Source organism: Fictibacillus nanhaiensis, assembly GCF_042686385.1.
GTDB lineage: Bacteria > Bacillota > Bacilli > Bacillales > Fictibacillaceae > Fictibacillus > Fictibacillus nanhaiensis.
Window position 1 is genome coordinate 1,505,439 of the sequence record NZ_JBHUPF010000006.1, and the last position, 19,137, is coordinate 1,524,575.

At 34.9% G+C, this 19,137-nt stretch carries 19 protein-coding genes and 1 pseudogene; 13 read left to right on the forward strand and 7 right to left on the reverse strand.

Annotated elements, in window-relative coordinates; genetic code table 11:
* The first annotated feature begins 97 nt into the window (after positions 1-97).
* The 3 genes from ACFS5O_RS11185 (at position 98) to ACFS5O_RS11195 (ending at position 3,511) form a co-directional block, all read left to right on the forward strand.
* Positions 98-1,051 carry a tyrosine-type recombinase/integrase gene (locus ACFS5O_RS11185; RefSeq protein ID WP_205727306.1) on the forward strand — a complete coding sequence of 318 codons (954 nt, stop codon included), beginning with the start codon at positions 98-100 and terminating at the stop codon, positions 1,049-1,051.
* A gap of 14 nt (positions 1,052-1,065) precedes the next feature.
* Positions 1,066-1,323 carry a hypothetical protein gene (locus ACFS5O_RS11190; RefSeq protein ID WP_205726804.1) on the forward strand — a complete coding sequence of 86 codons (258 nt, stop codon included), beginning with the start codon at positions 1,066-1,068 and terminating at the stop codon, positions 1,321-1,323.
* 730 nt (positions 1,324-2,053) lie between these two features.
* On the forward strand, positions 2,054-3,511 hold the full coding sequence (locus tag ACFS5O_RS11195; RefSeq protein ID WP_205726803.1) for an ApeA N-terminal domain 1-containing protein: 1,458 nt from the start codon (positions 2,054-2,056) through the stop codon (positions 3,509-3,511).
* A 111-nt stretch (positions 3,512-3,622) separates the two neighbouring features.
* Here ACFS5O_RS11195 and ACFS5O_RS11200 read toward each other — a convergent pair whose 3' ends face one another.
* The 5 genes from ACFS5O_RS11200 to ACFS5O_RS11220 all read right to left on the reverse strand — a co-directional run bounded on the left by ACFS5O_RS11200 (position 3,623) and on the right by ACFS5O_RS11220 (position 5,985).
* Positions 3,623-3,853 carry a hypothetical protein gene (locus ACFS5O_RS11200; RefSeq protein WP_205726802.1) on the reverse strand — a complete coding sequence of 77 codons (231 nt, stop codon included), beginning with the start codon at positions 3,851-3,853 and terminating at the stop codon, positions 3,623-3,625.
* 647 nt (positions 3,854-4,500) lie between these two features.
* Positions 4,501-5,085: a hypothetical protein gene (locus ACFS5O_RS11205; RefSeq protein ID WP_205726801.1), complete on the reverse strand. Its 585-nt coding sequence runs from the start codon at positions 5,083-5,085 to the stop codon at positions 4,501-4,503.
* A gap of 4 nt (positions 5,086-5,089) precedes the next feature.
* The gene (locus ACFS5O_RS11210; protein ID WP_205726800.1) at positions 5,090-5,317 is read right to left on the reverse strand and encodes a hypothetical protein; all 228 of its coding nucleotides are present in this window, start codon (positions 5,315-5,317) and stop codon (positions 5,090-5,092) included.
* A complete protein-coding gene (locus ACFS5O_RS11215) occupies positions 5,310-5,723 on the reverse strand; it encodes a hypothetical protein (RefSeq protein WP_205726799.1) in 414 nt (137 codons plus the stop codon). Before ACFS5O_RS11215 ends, ACFS5O_RS11210 begins: the two co-directional genes overlap by 8 nt.
* Entirely contained in the window at positions 5,710-5,985 is a 276-nt protein-coding gene (locus ACFS5O_RS11220; protein WP_205726798.1) for a hypothetical protein, read from the reverse strand. The genes ACFS5O_RS11215 and ACFS5O_RS11220 overlap by 14 nt, the downstream gene beginning before the upstream one ends.
* Before the next feature lie 893 nt (positions 5,986-6,878).
* Between ACFS5O_RS11220 and ACFS5O_RS11225 the strand changes: the two genes are divergently transcribed.
* Both ACFS5O_RS11225 and ACFS5O_RS11230 read left to right on the forward strand, forming a co-directional pair.
* A complete protein-coding gene (locus ACFS5O_RS11225) occupies positions 6,879-7,625 on the forward strand; it encodes a hypothetical protein (RefSeq protein ID WP_205726797.1) in 747 nt (248 codons plus the stop codon).
* A gap of 343 nt (positions 7,626-7,968) precedes the next feature.
* Positions 7,969-8,523 carry a recombinase family protein gene (locus ACFS5O_RS11230; RefSeq protein ID WP_205726796.1) on the forward strand — a complete coding sequence of 185 codons (555 nt, stop codon included), beginning with the start codon at positions 7,969-7,971 and terminating at the stop codon, positions 8,521-8,523.
* 84 nt (positions 8,524-8,607) lie between these two features.
* Here the strand turns inward: ACFS5O_RS11230 and ACFS5O_RS11235 are convergent, their stop codons facing one another.
* Positions 8,608-9,354, reverse strand: a complete 747-nt coding sequence (locus ACFS5O_RS11235) for a DUF4145 domain-containing protein (protein ID WP_205726795.1) — start codon at positions 9,352-9,354, stop codon at positions 8,608-8,610.
* Between the two features lie 815 nt (positions 9,355-10,169).
* Here ACFS5O_RS11235 and ACFS5O_RS11240 point away from each other — a divergent pair.
* The 4 genes and pseudogenes from ACFS5O_RS11240 to ACFS5O_RS11255 form a co-directional block, all read left to right on the forward strand.
* The gene (locus ACFS5O_RS11240) at positions 10,170-11,246 is read left to right on the forward strand and encodes an MrcB family domain-containing protein (RefSeq protein ID WP_205726794.1); all 1,077 of its coding nucleotides are present in this window, start codon (positions 10,170-10,172) and stop codon (positions 11,244-11,246) included.
* Between the two features lie 29 nt (positions 11,247-11,275).
* Complete coding sequence (locus tag ACFS5O_RS11245) at positions 11,276-12,124, forward strand: FRG domain-containing protein (protein WP_205726793.1); 849 nt, start codon at positions 11,276-11,278, stop codon at positions 12,122-12,124.
* Positions 12,125-12,153: 29 nt separating this feature from the next.
* On the forward strand, positions 12,154-13,044 hold the full coding sequence (locus tag ACFS5O_RS11250) for a hypothetical protein (RefSeq protein ID WP_205726792.1): 891 nt from the start codon (positions 12,154-12,156) through the stop codon (positions 13,042-13,044).
* 194 nt (positions 13,045-13,238) lie between these two features.
* A pseudogene (locus tag ACFS5O_RS11255) lies at positions 13,239-13,337 on the forward strand (sporulation transcription factor Spo0A); the annotation flags it as partial.
* A 44-nt stretch (positions 13,338-13,381) separates the two neighbouring features.
* On the opposite strand, the gene ACFS5O_RS11260 reads toward ACFS5O_RS11255, so the two are convergent.
* Positions 13,382-13,618, reverse strand: coding sequence for a DUF2627 domain-containing protein (locus ACFS5O_RS11260; RefSeq protein WP_205726791.1), 237 nt, complete (start codon positions 13,616-13,618; stop codon positions 13,382-13,384).
* 145 nt (positions 13,619-13,763) lie between these two features.
* On the opposite strand from ACFS5O_RS11260, the gene ACFS5O_RS11265 reads away from it, so the two are divergent.
* From ACFS5O_RS11265 to buk, 4 genes are all read left to right on the forward strand, one after another.
* Positions 13,764-15,821 (forward strand): sigma 54-interacting transcriptional regulator, encoded by a 2,058-nt coding sequence (locus tag ACFS5O_RS11265; protein WP_318300241.1) that lies wholly within the window; start codon positions 13,764-13,766, stop codon positions 15,819-15,821.
* A gap of 130 nt (positions 15,822-15,951) precedes the next feature.
* Positions 15,952-16,857: a phosphate butyryltransferase gene (gene yqiS / locus ACFS5O_RS11270; RefSeq protein WP_205726790.1), complete on the forward strand. Its 906-nt coding sequence runs from the start codon at positions 15,952-15,954 to the stop codon at positions 16,855-16,857.
* 19 nt (positions 16,858-16,876) lie between these two features.
* Positions 16,877-17,977 carry a Leu/Phe/Val dehydrogenase gene (gene bcd, locus ACFS5O_RS11275; RefSeq protein ID WP_205726789.1) on the forward strand — a complete coding sequence of 367 codons (1,101 nt, stop codon included), beginning with the start codon at positions 16,877-16,879 and terminating at the stop codon, positions 17,975-17,977.
* Between the two features lie 27 nt (positions 17,978-18,004).
* Positions 18,005-19,117 (forward strand): butyrate kinase, encoded by a 1,113-nt coding sequence (buk, locus tag ACFS5O_RS11280; protein WP_205726788.1) that lies wholly within the window; start codon positions 18,005-18,007, stop codon positions 19,115-19,117.
* Positions 19,118-19,137 lie beyond the last annotated feature (20 nt).

Genomic DNA, 19,137 nt, shown 5'->3' on the forward strand with positions numbered 1-19,137 from the left:
ACGTTTGTTTACCGAAAGACATCATTTTTTATTGGTATGTAAATTTACCAGTAAAGGATGGTGTCTTTTTTTGTTGTTATCTGATATTGAACTGCAAATGGACAATTTCATGTTGTACTGTTCAAGTAAGAATTTGTCTAAAAAAACATTAAGTAGTTATGAACAGACCTTACGTTTATTTGTTCTGTACATGGAAGAACAATTTCAAATCAATGAAGTAGGTAAAGTGAAATCTGCACATATTAGACATTACATTAAATACTTAAGAGAACGTGGGAAGTATACCGTGGTTTCAAATAATGCTTCTACAAAGGTAAATCATCCTGATCATAGGAACGATTTTAACAAACCGATTAGCGACACAACAGTTGCTAATTACCTTCGTAATATAAAAGTGTTTTTTAACTATTTGTATAGCGTAGAAAGAGAAATAAAGGTAAATCCGGTCGAAAACATACAGAATATAAAACCTTTACGAAAACAAAAAGCATTATTGACCAGTGAAGAAATAGTAAAGGTGTTAAGGCAGTTTGATACAACAACCTTTCACGGCTATAGGAACTGGATTGTAACACGATTACTGCTAGATACCGGCATGAGAATATCAGAATGTTTATCACTTAAAGCAGATAATCTTGATTTTAAAAACAAAGCGATTTTGATTGATAATCCTAAAAATCGGCAGCAGCGTTATGTGTATTTCTCGTTTAAGATGTCCAGTGATCTAAAAAGATGGTTATTGTACCATGACCGCTATTCAAATAGTGATTTTATGTTTCCTACAATACGTGGGACTGAATTAGAAGTTAGGAATTTCGAGAAGTCACTAAGGGATGCGGGTAAGAGGGTAGCAGTACCAATTCATCCGCACCAGTTAAGAAACAATTTTGCAAAGTACTATTTGCTAAACGGAGGTGATTGGGTATCTTTATCACGTATTTTAGGACATTCCAGTGTGGAAGTTACACAAAAAGCATATTTAGATTTTACAGATAAAGAAATTGGTCAGAAGTATCAAAAACATTCACCTTTAAATAATTTAAAGATCTAGAAGGGGGAAGAACCATGGTTCCAAATTATAAGGCATACAACACAAAAGAAAAAGGCGTATATGTATCAGTGGATAGTAATTATTTTAAGATTTCAGATGCAAAAGAAGTTTACCGAAACTCACTAGACAATAAGTGTAAAGACGATTCAATTCTATTGGAAGTTACAAATGAAAAATTAAAGAAGAAGATTGTGGTAATTTCAATTGGTGTGAGGGATGCAGAAGCAATAGCTTTGGCATTATTACACCTATGTCACTCGATTAAAGATTAATGTAAAAAAGCCACGTGTTCCCGCACGTGACCAAGTAAAACAAGCTTATAAAACTGAATAGCTGAACACTATCAGCTTTAATTACCTTCATTTTATCGAAAAAATTTTGATGATGCAAGGCGTCTTAAGTATTGCCTTTTTTGAAAAAAGGTTTGATGGTAGTTCACTTGCTGGAATGCCTAATAATAGCAAGTAAAACTAACCTTGATATGTTAGCTGAAGCAAATGCAGAATGTTCAGCGTTTCCATTAAAAGCAGTTCCCTGTTTCTGCTTGGAAAGTCTTTGTGGAGAACGCACATAATCGGTTCGGGTGGTTGCTTGGTGCATTAAGGTGCAGGTAGTGATGAACAAAGAAGATCAGCATGCAGGACAAGCTTTGTATGTAAAAAGTTCATTGTGGTGAAAACTAGCGTTTAAATAGGGGTGAACAAACGGATACAATCCCTGAAGGGAAATTCAGTAGTTCATGGACGTCTGCTTTAAGCTTTCAGAATTTTTATTATCTGTTAGCTAAAAGGTAGACGTTTTTGAGTCCAGCCGTTTTCCACCCATCCAAAAAATTCAGGTAAAAAGCAAAAGAAAAAGCAATACCTTTTATTGTTTTCAGGTACAGAAAATGATGATTTTGCTAATCTGAACAACAGTTAAATTATACCAATTAACTCGGTTTATGAGATATAATTGAATACACTATGCATGTTAAGGAATTAAGAAGGAATGGGGGATAAAATGGCTGGCACAAAAGCAAAGAAGCAAACTATGTTTGATGAATTTGAAATTAAAGGGTATTGGTGGATACCAGGGGGAAAAAAGTATGACACTGCAGGTATATTGTTTTATAAAGAACGAGGTATACATTTAGAGTTAATTGGTTCTTTTAGTTCGGATGCATTTTCATTACTTGATGAAAAGTACGATGTGATTCATGGCTTTTCAGATAAAGGAGAAGAGTTTACCCTTTTAAATGTTACTGTAAAGAACTCACAATCAAGCATTCCAGGATTTAAAACACAGACATTTTCAATTCAGTCGTTTTTAGTCGGTGGTTATTTTAATTCAGAAGAGGAAATGCATTTTTATGGATTGAAAGTTAACACTTCTTATTTTACCCAATGGCTAAGCAGACCTATATTTAAATATAAATCAACCTACGAACAAGAAACTTCAATATTGGCTGAACAAGAAGTTAAATACAGTGGTGTAGATACATTCAAACATTATGTAGATAGTATTAGTGCTACCATTGAAGAAACACATTATTTAAACTTTATCCCTGATTTATCTGAAAGAATATTATGGACTAATAAAAGTGGGATTAAAATTATCCCCGATGAAAACCAAAATTTGCAATGGTATCGAACAAACATGTATTTATTAAAGAATTTATTCCACCTGTTTATTGGACATCCATTATACTTTGACAGTCTTGTTTTTTATGGTGAAAAAGAAAAACTTAGAAATTCTGATGATTATGTAAGAAAACAATATTTTTATTTTTTTGGTCAAGACAAATCAAAGCTTAAAAAGAAATTTAATTGGTCAGATGTTATAGTGAACTTTAATGATGTTGAACACCATTTATCAAATATTTTAAACCATTGGTTTGAAAAGCACGACAAATTAGAAGTAGTATATGACTTGCACTTTGATGAATTTTACAAGGATATTTACATCAATACTACATTTTTAAATACAATACAGGTTTTAGAAATATATCACAGAAATATGTACGATGGTAAAGTATACGATAAGAAAGAATACCGTGCACTAATCAAAGAATTAAAACAACATTTAAAAGAAAACTTTCCTGAAGATTTCACAAAGATTATCAGTGATAAAGTTAACTATGGTAATGAATATTCCCTTGCACAGAGAATTAAAGAGTTAATTAACAACTTTGAAGAAAGCACTAGAACCATGCTAGTTGGAACTGAAGAAGATGTTGATAAATTTGTAAGGCAAATGGTTGAAACCAGGAACTACTTAACACATTATGATTCCGATAAGAAAAAACATCTACTAACAGAACCTTATGATAAGTATTTTGCGATTCAAAGATTACGGGCAATTGCAACGCTAATTCTATTTAAAGAAGTAGGACTTGATGAATCGTTTATGGTGGATAAGATTTGTAAAAGTAAACAGTACTCTTATGGTTTGAAAGAAGCAAAAAAACTGTTGAACTGAGATAGTAGAATTTAATGAAGTGATCAACCATGGAAGGGTACAAGTATCTGAAAAAAAGAAAAGCCATTTTACCCTATTGGGAAAGAAGGGTAGAACAGCTTAAAATAAACTTTAAATGTTCTTGCCAGAGGGATAGAATCCTTTCCTTTTATCACCTAGAATTAATACTTTGATACTTTCCTTAGAAACCCTAAACCTATAGCTATCTTTATCAAGTTTTTCAGGTTCGTAACCAGCTTTTATAAATCGATCTACCACACCATTTGATAAGGTGGATATTATCGCTTCTTCTTCAGCCTCATTAAAGATAATTATTGTTTCCTTTTCGTATCTACTTAACATTAAAAAATCCTCCTTGTTTTTTAGTGGAAAACATCTTTCCAAATTAGTAACGAAACAAGGCACTATTTCAGACATTAGAAAGTTTAGATTTTTAAAGAATGTGTATTAGATCACATGGAATTAAAAAAAATGGAACTTTTTAGTAGACAAGTTCTTTAGATTTAAAATATAATAAAAGTACGGTGTGGAAGACACGGGGTTTATATCAAGTCTAAAAATAAAAATAAACCATTTACAAGCCGTTAACTCAAACAAAAATCCACTGATAAAAATAAAACAAATCCTATAACCAAAAAAGCCCAAATGAGAAGAAAAAAGTAGGGGCGGACAATAAAAATTGATAGGTAAAAAATAGTGAAGAGTGGTAAAAACAAATAGGCTAACTTTAAATCAAAACAAGATAGGCTGTTTTTCCCTTACCCAACTACGCCGAATAAGACTCGGAGGGTAATTAAGTATGAAACCATTCTTCACTCGTTTTAAACGAAACTTTATCAGCAAAAGATTTTGGGCTGATGTAGTTTCAAAGGTAGTAGTCGGTTTAATTATTTGGCTATTTAAAGACACGTTACTTTAAAAAAGGTCCCATCCTAAGAGGCGTAAGTTTTGCCAAATTAGGTGGGCCTTTTTTAGTGTAGCACCTTACATTACCTAAACCTTTTAGCAATCCTTGTTATTTCATCAAGATCTATAGATAAATCCTTTAACTTTAACGAATCAATTGGGAATACTGTTTCTGCATATTGACGGCGGCCAGCAATGACTTCTATCTCTTGGATTTGTCGATTAATATCCCTATAATCGTGTAGGATCTCAGTTTCTTTAAGAACAGCTAAAGTATAAACTTTTCTAGCTTTCACCATTCGTTCATAAGCTTCATCGCAGACCATGTTGTTTTCTTCAAAAAATAACTTTTGTAGAGGCCTGATCTCGTCAGCTGCTTGCTGCTTATATAGTAAAAGCAAGTTTTGAATAACGATTAAATCTTCACTTTTCTCCTGATATTCAACTTGCAGCTTTTCAAGTGTTTTCCTGATCTTTGCTTCCTGGGAACGATCACCTGTGAAAACTCGTCTTTGAACAGCTTCAGGGATCTCTTTTTCTTTAATGAATTGAATTTCTAATGATAGATCCTCAAGGCGTTTGGATGTTTCCTGGATCTGGTCATTTATAGATTTTGTTTTTTCGTTATACTTGGCGATAAATGCAGCCACTTTCTTTTTAACAGTCATAATCTTACTCCTTTTCATGTATGATTAGTTCCGGGTATAGTTCTACCAGTTTCGGCAGATCGTTGCGATCAATCTCCGCTAAACCATCTTTAAATTTAATGCCTGCACGTGTTCCCGTAAAACGATAAATGCGTGTATGTCCTTTAAGATTTTTTGAATAGAAAGCCTTTATTTCAACCTTAATTCTTTGATTTTTAAAATAGTCTCGAATGTATTGTAGTCGTTCATTCATGGTCCTGATCTCCTTCTATAAGTATTTGAATGTTAAGATCTATATCCGATTTACCTTCCCTGAATTGATATTTGCTGATATTGTGTTTTAGCGTGTGGTACAGGGAAAGAAAATATAGCTTATTTGCCAGAATCTTTCTTGTTTTAGCATTGAAAACTCGTTTTCGATCCTGCTGCTGCAGATCTCTTAAAGCTTCAGTCGCTTTGAATTTTCGTTGGAATAGAAGTTGATTAAAGATATTTGGCTGCAAACCTAATTTAGTATCAATAAAGTTGATTTCAATACGATCAATCTTTCTGATCAGCAGATCCATTTTTAAGTTGAATTCCTCTTTACTAATTACCTCTCCCGTAAATTCGGCAGCATATTCCTTCAATTCTTTCAGGATTGCTTCAATGTATTTCATAATTTTTCCCTTTCTTAATGGCCATTGAGTTTATTAGTATTAATTCAGCCACTTCTATGCCGTGATCCATAAATAGATCAAGAATTTTCTCTTTTTGCCACTGTTTAAAACTATCATTGTCGAGATTATATTTAACGGCTTGGGGTGTGCAATTTAGTCTGTAGCCAATATGTTTTAAACGAAGCTGATAAAGTGCTGTAACAGCCTTAATAGTGACTGGGTCTAAAAGTTCCAAAATGGTGTGTTTACTATAATTGTTCATCCATGATCTCCTTTGGTACCTAAAAAGCTTAATATAAGTCTGATTTTTTCAGGCTTTATATTAGACAATTAAGGTATGGCTTTAACTTGTTGAAAGACTTGTTTAAACTCGCCTTTACAATCCCTATTACGCTTAGATAGGTGAAAGTTCTATTAGAACTCTTTTTTGTTATTAAACTGTAATATTAGAGGGAAATCTCTTGGATATTTATCGATAAATCTATTCCATAAAAATTGGTTATCACTTTTAGTTTTGCGACTTTCATGTTTCGGTCCATATAAAATACTTAACAAATCAAAAAGGCAAACTCTACTGGGCCAAGAGTAGTTTCTGATAATTTCCAAGAAGTTATCGAATAATGCTATAGACTTAGCTTCATTTATTACAGTGAAATCATCTTTTGCATTCCCAGCTACAATTTCTCTAAATACCTTAGTAAACCCAACACTTTAAACAAGCCTAAACATAACAAAATTTTCATTACCCTCTTCGTTGAATTCAATAATATATTTAATTCACAATTCCTCCATTTCCTTAGCCATTTGCTTATTGAAGGACCTTTCCAATGCTGATATTCCTTTTAGCTTTGTTGTTACCAAATTAATCACCTCATAATTTTTTTGAAGGTTGCAGTAGTTCCAAATGCTTTTCTGTTACCATCTCACTGTCAATAACGTAAGGGGTTTGAAAAACAGACAATATCCTTTTATTCTTACAACATTCATAGTGCCATCAATTTTTTGTCTGAAAAAAAGTTTTATAACGTTACTCAAATGAAGTGACAAATTGAAATATATATCGAATATAAACATGTATAGGGTAGGTGGAACACCTATAGGTATAACACTATATACATTCTATTTGTCCTTCATATAAATACGAAGGAGAATACAATGGAAAAAAGACTGTATAAAATTGGCGGCGAAATTATCAGATCAAATATTTTAAAGGCAGATTCATATCAAGAACTGCAGATTAAAATAAGGAAAAGAATAAATGGAAAATATTCGTCTTCAAAAGTAAAATGGATATGGAAAATACAGGATTTATTCAGAAATTCAGAACTTGTAAAGTTACCAAACGGGTACTATGAATATGACCATAGTAAGTTATATAGTGCTTTAGAATTTACTATTGAAAAAAAGGCAAACTGGCTAGAAAAAAAATATAAATATGTAAGACTATCATTTCATGATTTTGAAGCTGAACTTTGGAAGATAACCTATGACGCTATTGATTATTATGAAATATGGGTAGATGACACGGAGTTTACCCTGGTTGAAACTTTAGAACTTTATTGGAAAACTCGCATGATTGACTTTATTAAAAGTTGCTTATATACAATTAAACATGGTGATTGGTATAAATCTGCTTCACTCTCTGAGGATTTCGAGAGTGTTTGGCCGGATAATAATCTTGAAATTGAAAAACAACTTCTATATAAGCAAACAGTAGCCGAGATGCTTGCAGCTGTTGAATTGAATGAACAGGAAAGAAAGCTATTGTATCTTATATATGACTATCCAAGCAGAAGCTATAGGGAATGGGGTAAAGAGTTGGGGATAAATCACCCGGAAAAAGTCAGGCGATTGTTTTTATCCATTCAGAAAAGGTTGACAAAATACAATCCATTCATATAAACCACTCTCTAGTTGGGTACTAAAGTATACAGTAATAGGGCCGGTGTTTGTTTATACTCCTTGAAAAAGTAAAGACAATCTATAAGGTTACATACAAAAATTACGGAAGAATTGTCATCCTAATAAATTGTTAGGGGATCTGTTCCCTACTTCAATCATGGTTTTGCATCTTGTAAATGTCATGTAATGACAAGCAGCAGTCTGGATCTGCTTTTTAAAAATTCAAAAATAGTGTCATAACTCAATAGTATTGACACCGAATTTAATACACTGTAAAATCAAGACTTGAGAAGGTGTCATAACTTATAGTCATAAATAATGAGTGGAATTGAGGCTAATACATATGAAATTCGGGTACGCACGAGTAAGCACTGTTTCACAAGAATTAAAAGTACAATTATCAGCGTTACAAAAAGAAAACTGTGACCAGATTTACTCTGAAAAGTTTACAGGTACTAAATCTGATAGACCACAACTTAAAGTAGTTTTAACACTATTAGAAGAAGGTGACACGCTGGTTGTTACTAAATTGGATAGACTAGCTAGGAATACTGTAGAAGGAATTGAGATAGTAAGAAACCTATTTTCCAAAGGTGTTAGGGTTCACGTTTTAAATGTGGGACTTTTAGAAGACACAACTATGGGGAGGTTCTTTTTAACAACTTTGTTAGCTGTGGCTGAAATGGAAAGAAACTTGATTGTAGAACGTACTCAGGAAGGTAAAGCTATAGCTAAACTACGAAAGGATTTTAAAGAGGGCCGGCCAAAAAAGTTCAGTATAAAACAAATAAATCATGCTTTAAAGCTTTTAGAAACAAATAGTTATAAAGAAGTTGAAAACATGACTGGCATTAGTAAAAGCACTTTAATACGTGCAAATAAAAAGGCTACACAGTAGTTATAGTGTAAGCCTTTTATTTAGGGCAGCTAAGCATATTTCTAACAAATCATTCTCAAATGATTTTTAATTTCATTCTAATGATCATTTTTTTGTGTTTTTTAAATATTTATCCTTTAATGTATCATACTTCTTTAATTCATAAATGTTTCTAAAAGTATGTTCAACAATCTCTAATCCTTCAACTATTATCTTACCGCTAGGATTATTTAACTTATGTACTGTTTGGTTACCCAACTTTCTAATGATATGTAAAATAACTGTTTGTCTTTCAGCAAGTATTCCATTTTCAGCAAGACCATTTATTCTACCATTTAAGTTTCCACTTCTAACTTGTTTATTATCTTTTGTTAATAATACCTTTCCAGTTTCTTCATCTGTTACATAACCATCCTTTATAGACAAATCATTGCAAATACCTTCAATTATCATTCTTAGACCAGCTGCAGCCATTAAATAATATTTCATTTGATAATTAGCTATTACTTGTCTATATAATTCCTTTAATAATTCAGGCAAATGTTGGAAATCTATAATATCATAGTGGTTATCTTTATTAGTTAATGGTTTAGGTGGATAAATTGTAATGTCATCTATATCAATATGTACGTCTTCCTCAGGGTGAAAGAAGTGTAAAGATGGATCGTCATATTCTTTTATGAAGGTAACCGTTTCACACCCCATACATTCAACTATCATATAATCTTCTGTCCAATAATAATTCCATTCAGAATCTTCCTCTCCGATTGTATGTTTTGCCAAGATATAATGTTTATTTTCATTTTTACATTTTCTACAATAAACCCTAGTTCTATATTGTTGTTTTTCCATAACTTCATTCACCTCACAATAATCTAATGATAAATTTCGACAAAAAGAATTATTTTCCTCTTATTCCCCAAAAAACGGTGGTTATGGATTAAATTCTATGTTAAATCCCTTTTTTCTCGTGCTTGATTATAAATTAACCAAGGATTTGTCTAGCCTTATAAAGTTTAGACTTCTTTTATCTTAAACCTCATCCCTGAATACCAATAAAACTTATATAGCACCCCATAGCACAGCACCCACAGCACCAAGCACAGCAGCAGCCACAGGCCAGGCCACACAGCCAGGCACAGCAGCACACGCAGCCATGCAGCACAGGCGAAGGCCAAGCACAAGGCCAAGCAGCAGCCAGGCGAAGCAGCAGGCACAGGCAAGGCAGCCAGGCAAGGCCAAGCAGCAAGCAGCCGCCAGGCAGCAGCACCACCAACACACCCACCAACACACCCAAAACAGGCAAAGATCAGCAGCCTACCCATACCCGGCACACGGGGGACCCGGGGGACCCGGGGGGACAGGACCCGGCAAAAGAGGTCTGCCAAAAATTTTTAATAATTTTTTAAATCTCGGTCCGGATTGGTCTGTTTTGTAGATCTATTCCGTATATAATCTGTGGTGATTAAAAACAGAGTTGCCTTAAAGAAAAAACATGAATTTGAATTAAACTATTGAATAATCGCTGTGTGATTCTACCTGGTCCCTACAAAAGAAGTTTCTAAAAAATTCGTATCATTTTTTGTATTATTCAACCATTTTAAGAAAGTAGTGCTAAAATCAAAATGGGTTGTAAAAAAATACCTTTAAGTAAGGGGATTAATTTAATGAGAGATTGGATTTTAAATATATTAGAAGGTTATTCTGATCTAACAAAACTTTCTTTTAAGCCAACAAGTTATGATCTATCAAACTATATTACAAGATCAATACCAGAGATAATAGCCAGTGACTTACAATTAAACATAAATGAATATAAAGTTGAGGCATCTGTTGGTGCAGGAAAATGGACCGGAACACCTTGGGTGAGTATTTTTGATAGGGAAATTACTGAATCAGCAATGAAAGGATTTTATATTGTTTATCTATTTCGAAGAGACCTTAAAGGAGTGTATCTTTCTCTTAATCAAGGTACTACCTATATTAGTACCAAATATAAGAATCGCAAACCACGGGGGAAAATGACGGAAATTGCAAACAAGGTTAGGGAAACTCTTAATTATTCTAGTGCGGATTTTCCAACTGAAGATATTCATTTAGCTTCTAATACTCCCAATAGCAAAAACTATGAAACAGCCCATATTTGCGGAAAATACTATCCGGCAAATGATATTCCAAACGAAAGTGAGTTAATTTCAGATTTGCATTCCTTACTTCAAATCTATAAACAACTAAAGATACAGATGGGAAATAGAACAACGGATGAAATAATTGATTACCTTTTAAATAAAGAAGTACTTGAAGATACCCAATTTCAAACGGATATTTTACTGAGTCCACCATCAAGTACTCCAAGAAGACCAATTTCGATACCTAGTATGCAAACCTCAAATGGTAGTAATAAGTGGAAAAGGAATGCAGCAATCGCAAAAGAAGCTATAGTAAATGCAAAGTATGTTTGTGAAATTAATCCGACTCATCAAACATTCGTTTCTAATATCTCAGGTGAAAACTTTGTAGAGGGACATCATTTAATTCCAATAAACTTACAAAAGCATTTTAAATGGAGTCTTGATGTACCTGGGAATATTGTTTCACTTTGTCCAAATTGTCATAGACAAATTCATCATGCAAGAAAAGCAGATATTAATGATTTACTTGAAAGACTTTATTACTTAAAAAGTGAAATTTTAAATGATTATGGACTTAACATCTCATTATTTGAATTGAAAAATATGTATTAAATGAGAAGAGTTAAGAAGGGGGTATAATTATGACACAATCTAAATCATGGTTAGACGAAAGGAAATGGATGGGGGATGAAATGAAGTATTTTGAAAGTGAAATATTTGGAAAGATTAGAGAACCTGAAAACTTTTATGAATTAATGGAACTTATAACAATTGAAATGAACCAAGTTGGATGCAATGTGAAATTTTGGAGAGGACAAGGAGATATAAGATGGCCAATCCATAGCGGTGCCTATAGAAGATTAGAGAATTCAGGAAACAGCGAAATAAGAGAAAGTGATATTAAAAACTATGAAAAGTCACTGCTTTTAAGGGCTTCTCACAGAGGATTAGACTTTTTAGAAGGTAAAAAGCTAAGTGATTTTGAGTTGCTTGCAAGATTGCAACATCATGGTGCAGCGACTAGACTTGTAGATTTTTCGAAAAATTGTTTAATTGCCTTGTGGTTTTGTATTACTTCTAATCCAGATAAAACCGGACTTTTGATTGGCATTCATTCATCATTTGTAGGTGGAAATGAAGGGAAAATTTGGGGAGAAATAAAAAAGGATTATTCGAGTTTTATTGGAAATATAACAAACTATAATCATCCTTTTGTTATTGAACCACCTGTAGTATCTCCGAGAATTGCAGCACAACACGCCGTATTTCTGTATAGTGAAATTACTTCAGAATCTACTGGAAGTTTGAAAATCCCTACAGGGAAAGACAAGAGTTTATTCATCGCAATTTCGCCAAAATTGAAAAAGATAATGAGGCAAATATTAATAGAATCATTTGATATAAGAACAGAAACCATTCTACCTGATCTAGATGGTTTTGCTATCTCAAATAGTTATAAGGTAAATACATCAGATATGTGGAGATGGTAATAAAAAATTATTAAAAGGAGAAAGTTAAAATGGAAGAAAGTAAAAGTTTTTTACAAATTTATAATGAATTAGATCAAATTGGTCAAGCAATAAGATCAGGAGAATTAAAAGTAGAAAAGATAAATCTATTTTTGGATTTAAGAATAGATCTTGAAAAGATGTTAAGTAATCTTGAGACAATTTCAAATGAATTTTATACAAAGGAAAAAGCTGAAGGACTTGATGTACTTTGGTCCGAATTGCACTCGCCACTCTCATATTTTTTAGAGAGTTCAACTAATTCATTTTTAGCACCAGCATATCATTTGAATAATTACTTAGAACATTTGAATGAATATAATGTTAGAAGCCTAAATAAAGAAAATTTAGAGGATGTTGATACACTCATTGTTAAATTTAACATCGAGATTCAATCTATTTTTTCTTCCATTAAAGGATTGTTGGATAGATTAGTTGCTATAATGTCTTTTTTTTACTCTGGCTTCTCTTTAGAAACTACTTTCGGTCGTATTGATCCTGTTACAGGAAAAACAAGTGGTCTAATGGGGACAGTTTTTAAGATGAAAGAACAATGTCCTGTATTGAAGTACATTAATGATGAGTATCACCTTTGGATCAGAGACATTGTTGTACCGCGAGATATAATAATACATTACAATGACTTAGGATTTCGACCTCATTATACAGCAGACGGAAGGATGATCCCTTTTCATATAGAAAAAAAAGTATTTGAACAAGTAGATTATATAGAATCATTTCCAATTGAGTACAATTATAAAGATATAGTTAGATCAGTAACTAATACATATTTATTTGTGCAACAGGTACTAAATGGTTTAATTAAAAAGGACTTTAGATTGTCTAAGAAACATTTCATTCATGAAAGTTCTTATAAACAATATAGAGGGATACAAGACTAGGTTCCAGACCTAGTACATTATCTAAAATAGTTTTCAACTTTTCAATTATTTATAAGATAGATTGACGTGTAAAAACAGCAGTATTATACTTGATATAGTTAGTGACTATTTACCAACTAACAAACATAAATACATACCAATAAATTAATGATGTTAACAAACAAACGAACACTTCTAAACCTTGATATATTAACGGCTATACAGTATCCATGTCAAAAGCAAAACCTACGAATTCTGAATTTATCGCGATGGTCGCGGATAAACTTCGAATCGAACATAAAGTTATGGCATAATTACTTACCCACAAAAAATAACCATCTCTCTTTTACTGAGATGGTTATTTTTTTCTGTATTTTAACTGAACTTTATTTCTTTTACGGTCTCTATAAAAGATGAATCCGCCAACAAAAGCTAAACCTGCTAAAAAACTTAATAGTCCTGCGATGAACTGCAACCATAAGTATGGAAACGGGAACTGTAAAACGCCAAATAATGTGTCCCTCATCCATTTTATGCCCATCACCGCCATGATCCCAGGTATTAACACAATCAGCAATGCTACATATCTGCTCATGAAGAATCCCACTCCTCTACTCGTCTTATTGTACATAAAGTTAAAATTAATGTCGATGTAAAATAAGTTTGCAAACCCTTTCATGGTGAGCTATGATAAAGTTGTGAAAAATATTGCATGCTATAATAAAAGGGTGGGCTAATTATTGCAAAGGATCGTATTGTTGGCAGCGCAAGAAGAGATGGATTTGGTTCATGAGATCAATCAATCGAAACTTTTTGAACTTGCAGCTATCTTACAAGAACCTCTCCAATCGTTGCCGATCAGATTGGATAACACCCCGGTTTTTACATATTCGTCGGCACCGGTTGAAGGAGTAGATATTATTGTTTATTCAGATTCTCTTAAAGAAACAGCAGATTGGATTTGCAAAAAAAAGTATGCATCGTCAGGAAGACTGAATACCACTCAGTTTAGATTTTTGTTAACCTTATCAAATCAAACGGAAAACAAAAAAGACATCAGCCATCTGCAGCAACTCAAAACCATTTTAGACAATACACACGACGGCATGATTGTGATCGATCAGGATTTAACGATCACGATATTTAATAAGAGTGCCGAGAAGATGACAGGTTTATCAAAAGAGCAAGTTTTAGGAAAATCCATATTAGAAGTAATGCCTAATAGTCAGCTACCAAGAGTTATGGACTCAGGCATAGAAGAAGTAAATCAAGAACAAATCTTAGCGAATGGTACAAAAATTTATACAACTCGAACGCCTATTCTGAACCAAGAAGGTCGAAAGCTTGGTGCTTTTGCAGTCTTTAAAGACATTACGGAAATCGTGGATCTGGCAGAAGAAGTAACGAACCTAAAAAGCATCCAAACGATGTTAAGATCAATCATCCAATCCTCTGAGGAAGCAATATCTGTAGTTGATGAAGAAGGAAAAGGGATAATGATCAATCCTGCTTATACGAAGCTCACAGGATACACAGCCGAGCAAGTGATTGGAAAGCCGGCTACAACTGATATCTCTGAAGGTGAAAGTATTCACATGCAGGTACTTAAAACAAGAAAACCTGTAAGAGGTGCTCGGCTACGAGTCGGACCAAATCGGAAAGATGTGATCGTTAACGTTGCACCTGTTATCGTGGATGGCTTATTAAAAGGCAGTGTAGGTGTAATTCACGATGTATCTGAGATAAAAGGACTTACTGAAGAACTGAACCGGGCAAGACAGATCATTCGGACGCTTGAAGCGAAATATTCGTTTGAAGATATTATCGGTTCTTCAGAAGAGATGAGTTTTGCGCTTGATCAGGCAAAGTTAGCTGCTTCTACACCAGCTACCGTTCTGCTTCGCGGAGAATCTGGAACGGGAAAAGAACTTTTTGCACATGCGATACATAATGCAAGCAGCCGGAAGTTTAACAAGTTTATACGTGTTAACTGTGCAGCGCTGTCTGAATCGTTATTAGAGAGCGAGCTGTTTGGTTATGAAGAAGGAGCTTTTTCTGGTGCGTTAAGAGGAGGAAAAAGAGGCCTTTTTGAAGAGTCGAACGGCGGAAGCATCTTTTTAGATGAGGTGGGAGAGTTGTCCCAGAACACACAAGCCAAACTATTGCGTGTTCTACAAGAGAATGAAATCAGACGTGTTGGTGGGACAAAATCCATACCGATAAACGTTCGTGTTATCGCCGCAACGAATGTAAATCTTGAAAAAATGATCGCAGATGGTACGTTCAGGCAGGATTTGTACTACCGGCTCAACAGGATGCCGATCTATATTCCACCACTAAGAGCAAGAAACAACGATATTTTGCTCTTAGCGTACCACCTGCTGCAAAAGTTAAATCAAGACTATGGAAGAAACATTGATTTTATTAGTAAGGATGCAGAAGAGTTTTTATTAGCCTATCATTGGCCGGGAAATGTTAGAGAGCTTGAAAACGTATTAGGCAGAGCGATCATACACATGAGTCATACGGATTCACAGATCGACCGAAGTCATATTTCTCTGTTATCTATAGAACCATCAAAAAAAGCAGACGTCCATCTGCAAGATATGACCGAAACGAATGAGGATGAGAAGACTTTAGCTGAACAAATTGATGCGTTTGAAAAACGTATTTTAACAGAAGCTATAGAGAGATTTCGTGGCAACAAGACAAAAACAGCTAAATCACTAGGTATCTCACTCCGGAATTTTTATTATAAATTAGAAAAATACAACCTTGATGAAAAAGTGCGCAAATAATTTCATGCAATAACTTGCAATACATTTGCAAATAATTGCACATTCGTATCTATGAATTCACTTTATCCTTCATTTTAAAGTTGGCACGAAAATTGCATTGTTACTATAGCGGTTAACAAGGGGGGATAGCATGCGTTTGCAAAACTTGGTGAGCCAAGCCAAAAATCAACAAGAGAAACCAGTCATCGCAGTGGCAGAAGCTGGGGATCAAGAGGTTTTGGAAAGCATACTGAAATCATATAAAGAGGGGCTCGCTCATTTTATTCTATTTGGAAACGATGACAAAATTTCTGATTGGTTAGACAGAAATGCAGATGTGCCGTTGGATGGAATAAAAGTTGTACCTACCGACACAGCTTCGGCTGCGTTAAAGGCGGTAAAAGCTGTTCATGATGGAGACGCTGATATTTTGATGAAAGGGCTTATCTCAACTTCTGCTCTTTTAAAAGCAGTCCTAAATAAAGAATTCGGTCTCCGTACAGGCAAAGTGCTGTCTCATGTTGCTGCATTCGAAGTCGAAGGATTTGAAAAATTGATCTTTATTACGGATGCTGCCATGAACATAGAGCCGGACCTTAATCAAAAAGTGCAGATTGCTCAGAATGCTATTGATTTTGCGATACGTACCGGTGTAGATGTTCCAAAAGTTGCTGTGCTTGCTGCTGTAGAGAATGTCAATCCTGCTATGCAAGCAACATTGGATGCAGCAAGTCTAACGGTTATGAACCTAAGAAATCAGATTCAAGATGGTATTGTAGAAGGTCCTTTGGCTTTAGATAATGCCATATCGAGGGAAGCTGCAGCTCACAAAGGAATTACAGGCAATGTGGCAGGAAATGCTGATATTCTTCTTGTTCCTAATATTGAAACAGGAAATGTATTGTATAAATCGCTGATCTATTTTGCTCGAGCAAAAGTTGGAGCAGTAATATGTGGTGCTAAAGCACCGATTGTACTAACATCAAGAGCAGATTCAGCGGAAAGTAAATATTATTCGATCGCTTTAGCGGTAAACTCAGTTATCACTGACTATTAAAACTTAGGAGGAAAACACAATGGAAATCTTTAAATATATGGAAACTTACGATTATGAACAAATGGTGATCTGCCAAGATAAACAATCTGGATTAAAAGCAATTATCTGTATTCACGATACAACACTTGGACCTGCTCTAGGTGGAACAAGAATGTGGACGTATGAAACAGAAGATGCAGCGATTGAAGATGCACTCAGACTTGCTAAAGGGATGACTTATAAGAACGCTGCAGCAGGATTGAATCTTGGTGGCGGAAAAACCGTAATTATCGGTGACCCTAAGAAAGATAAGAACGAAGAAATGTTCCGTGCGTTCGGTCGTTATATCCAAGGACTTAACGGACGTTATATTACAGCAGAAGATGTAGGTACGACAGTTGAAGACATGGACCTGATCTACCAAGAAACACAATTTGTAACAGGTGTATCACCTGCTTTCGGTTCAAGCGGTAATCCATCTCCAGTGACAGCTTACGGCGTATACCGTGGTATGAAAGCAGCAGCAATGGAAGCGTTTGGTACAGATTCTTTAGAAGGAAAAGTGATTGCTGTCCAGGGTGTTGGACATGTTGCTTACACACTATGTAAACACCTTCACGAAGAAGGCGCATCATTGATCGTTACAGATATAAATAAAGAAGCTGTGCAACGAGCAGTTACAGATTTTGGAGCTAAGGCAGTTGAAATTGATGAAATTTACAGTGTGGATTGTGATATCTTCGCACCATGTGCATTAGGAGCGATTATTAACGACGATACGATTCCGCAGATCAAAGCCAAAGTTATTGCAGGAGCTGCTAATAACCAATTAAAAGAAACGCGTCACGGGGATGCGATTCATGAGATGGGCATCGTTTATGCACCGGATTATGTGATTAATGCTGGTGGAGTTATCAATGTAGCTGACGAGCTTAACGGCTATAACCGTGATCGTGCTATGAAAAAAGTTGAAACGATCTATGACAACATCGCAAGTGTAATTGAAATTTCAAAACGTGATAACATTCCAACGTATCTTGCAGCAGATCGTCTTGCAGAAGAGCGTATCGAACGTATGAGAAAGTCTAGAAGTCAGTTCTTATTAAACGAAAGACATATCCTGTCTAACCGATCTCGTTAAGAGTTCGTATCAATGGAGGTTTGAAACGTGCATCAAAAAGAATTTCGCATACTAGTGATCAATCCGGGGTCAACCTCTACTAAGATTGGTATTTTCGATAACGAACGGCCAGTATTTGAAAAAACGATCCGCCATGATACAGAAACCATCCATTCGTTTGATTCTGTCATCGATCAGTACGCTTTTAGAAAAGAGACGATCTTAGAAGCTTTAGACCACGAAGGTATCAATATTTCAAAGCTTAGTTGTGTGGTCGGTCGAGGCGGTTTGTTAAGACCGATTGAAGGTGGAACATACAGTGTGAATGAACCCATGCTTCGAGATTTGAAAAATGGATACGCTGGTGAACATGCTTCGAATCTAGGTGGAATTCTGGCATTCGAAATAGCAGAAGGTTTGAATATCCCCTCTTTTATCGTGGATCCAGTAGTTGTTGATGAGATGGATGAGATCGCGAGAATTTCGGGTGTACCCGAAATGGAAAGAAAGAGTATTTTTCACGCGTTGAATCAAAAGGCTGTTGCCCGACGGGTAGCGAAACAGTTGAATAAATCCTATGAAGCTCTTCGCCTCATTGTCGTTCATATGGGCGGAGGAATCACAGTAGGTGTCCACAAGGACGGAAGAGTGATCGATGTAAACAACGGACTGCATGGAGAGGGACCTTTCTCTCCAGAACGTGCGGGGACTGTTCCGATTGGTGACTTGGTTTCACTCTGCTTCTCTGGTGAATTTTACGCAGAAGAAGTGATGAAGAAGCTTGTAGGACAAGGTGGTCTTGTTGCGTATCTTGGAACAAACGATGCAAGAACCGTTGAAGAAAGAATCGAAAATGGTGACAAAAAAGCAGAGCTTATCTATGATGCTATGGCTTATCAAGTGGCTAAAGAGATCGGTTCTGCAAGTACGGTTCTTTATGGACAAGTCGATGCGATCATCCTAACAGGTGGTCTCGCTTTCGGAAAAGAATTTGTCAAGAAGATAACTGACCGAGTTGAATGGATTTCTGATTGTATCATTCAACCGGGAGAGAATGAGCTTCAAGCGTTAGCAGAAGGTGGCCTTCGCGTACTAAGAGAAGAAGAAACAGCAAAGGTTTATCCTGGAGGAAAAACGATTGCTAGAGTGTCACTGGATTAACTAGCAGCAAAAGGAGATAT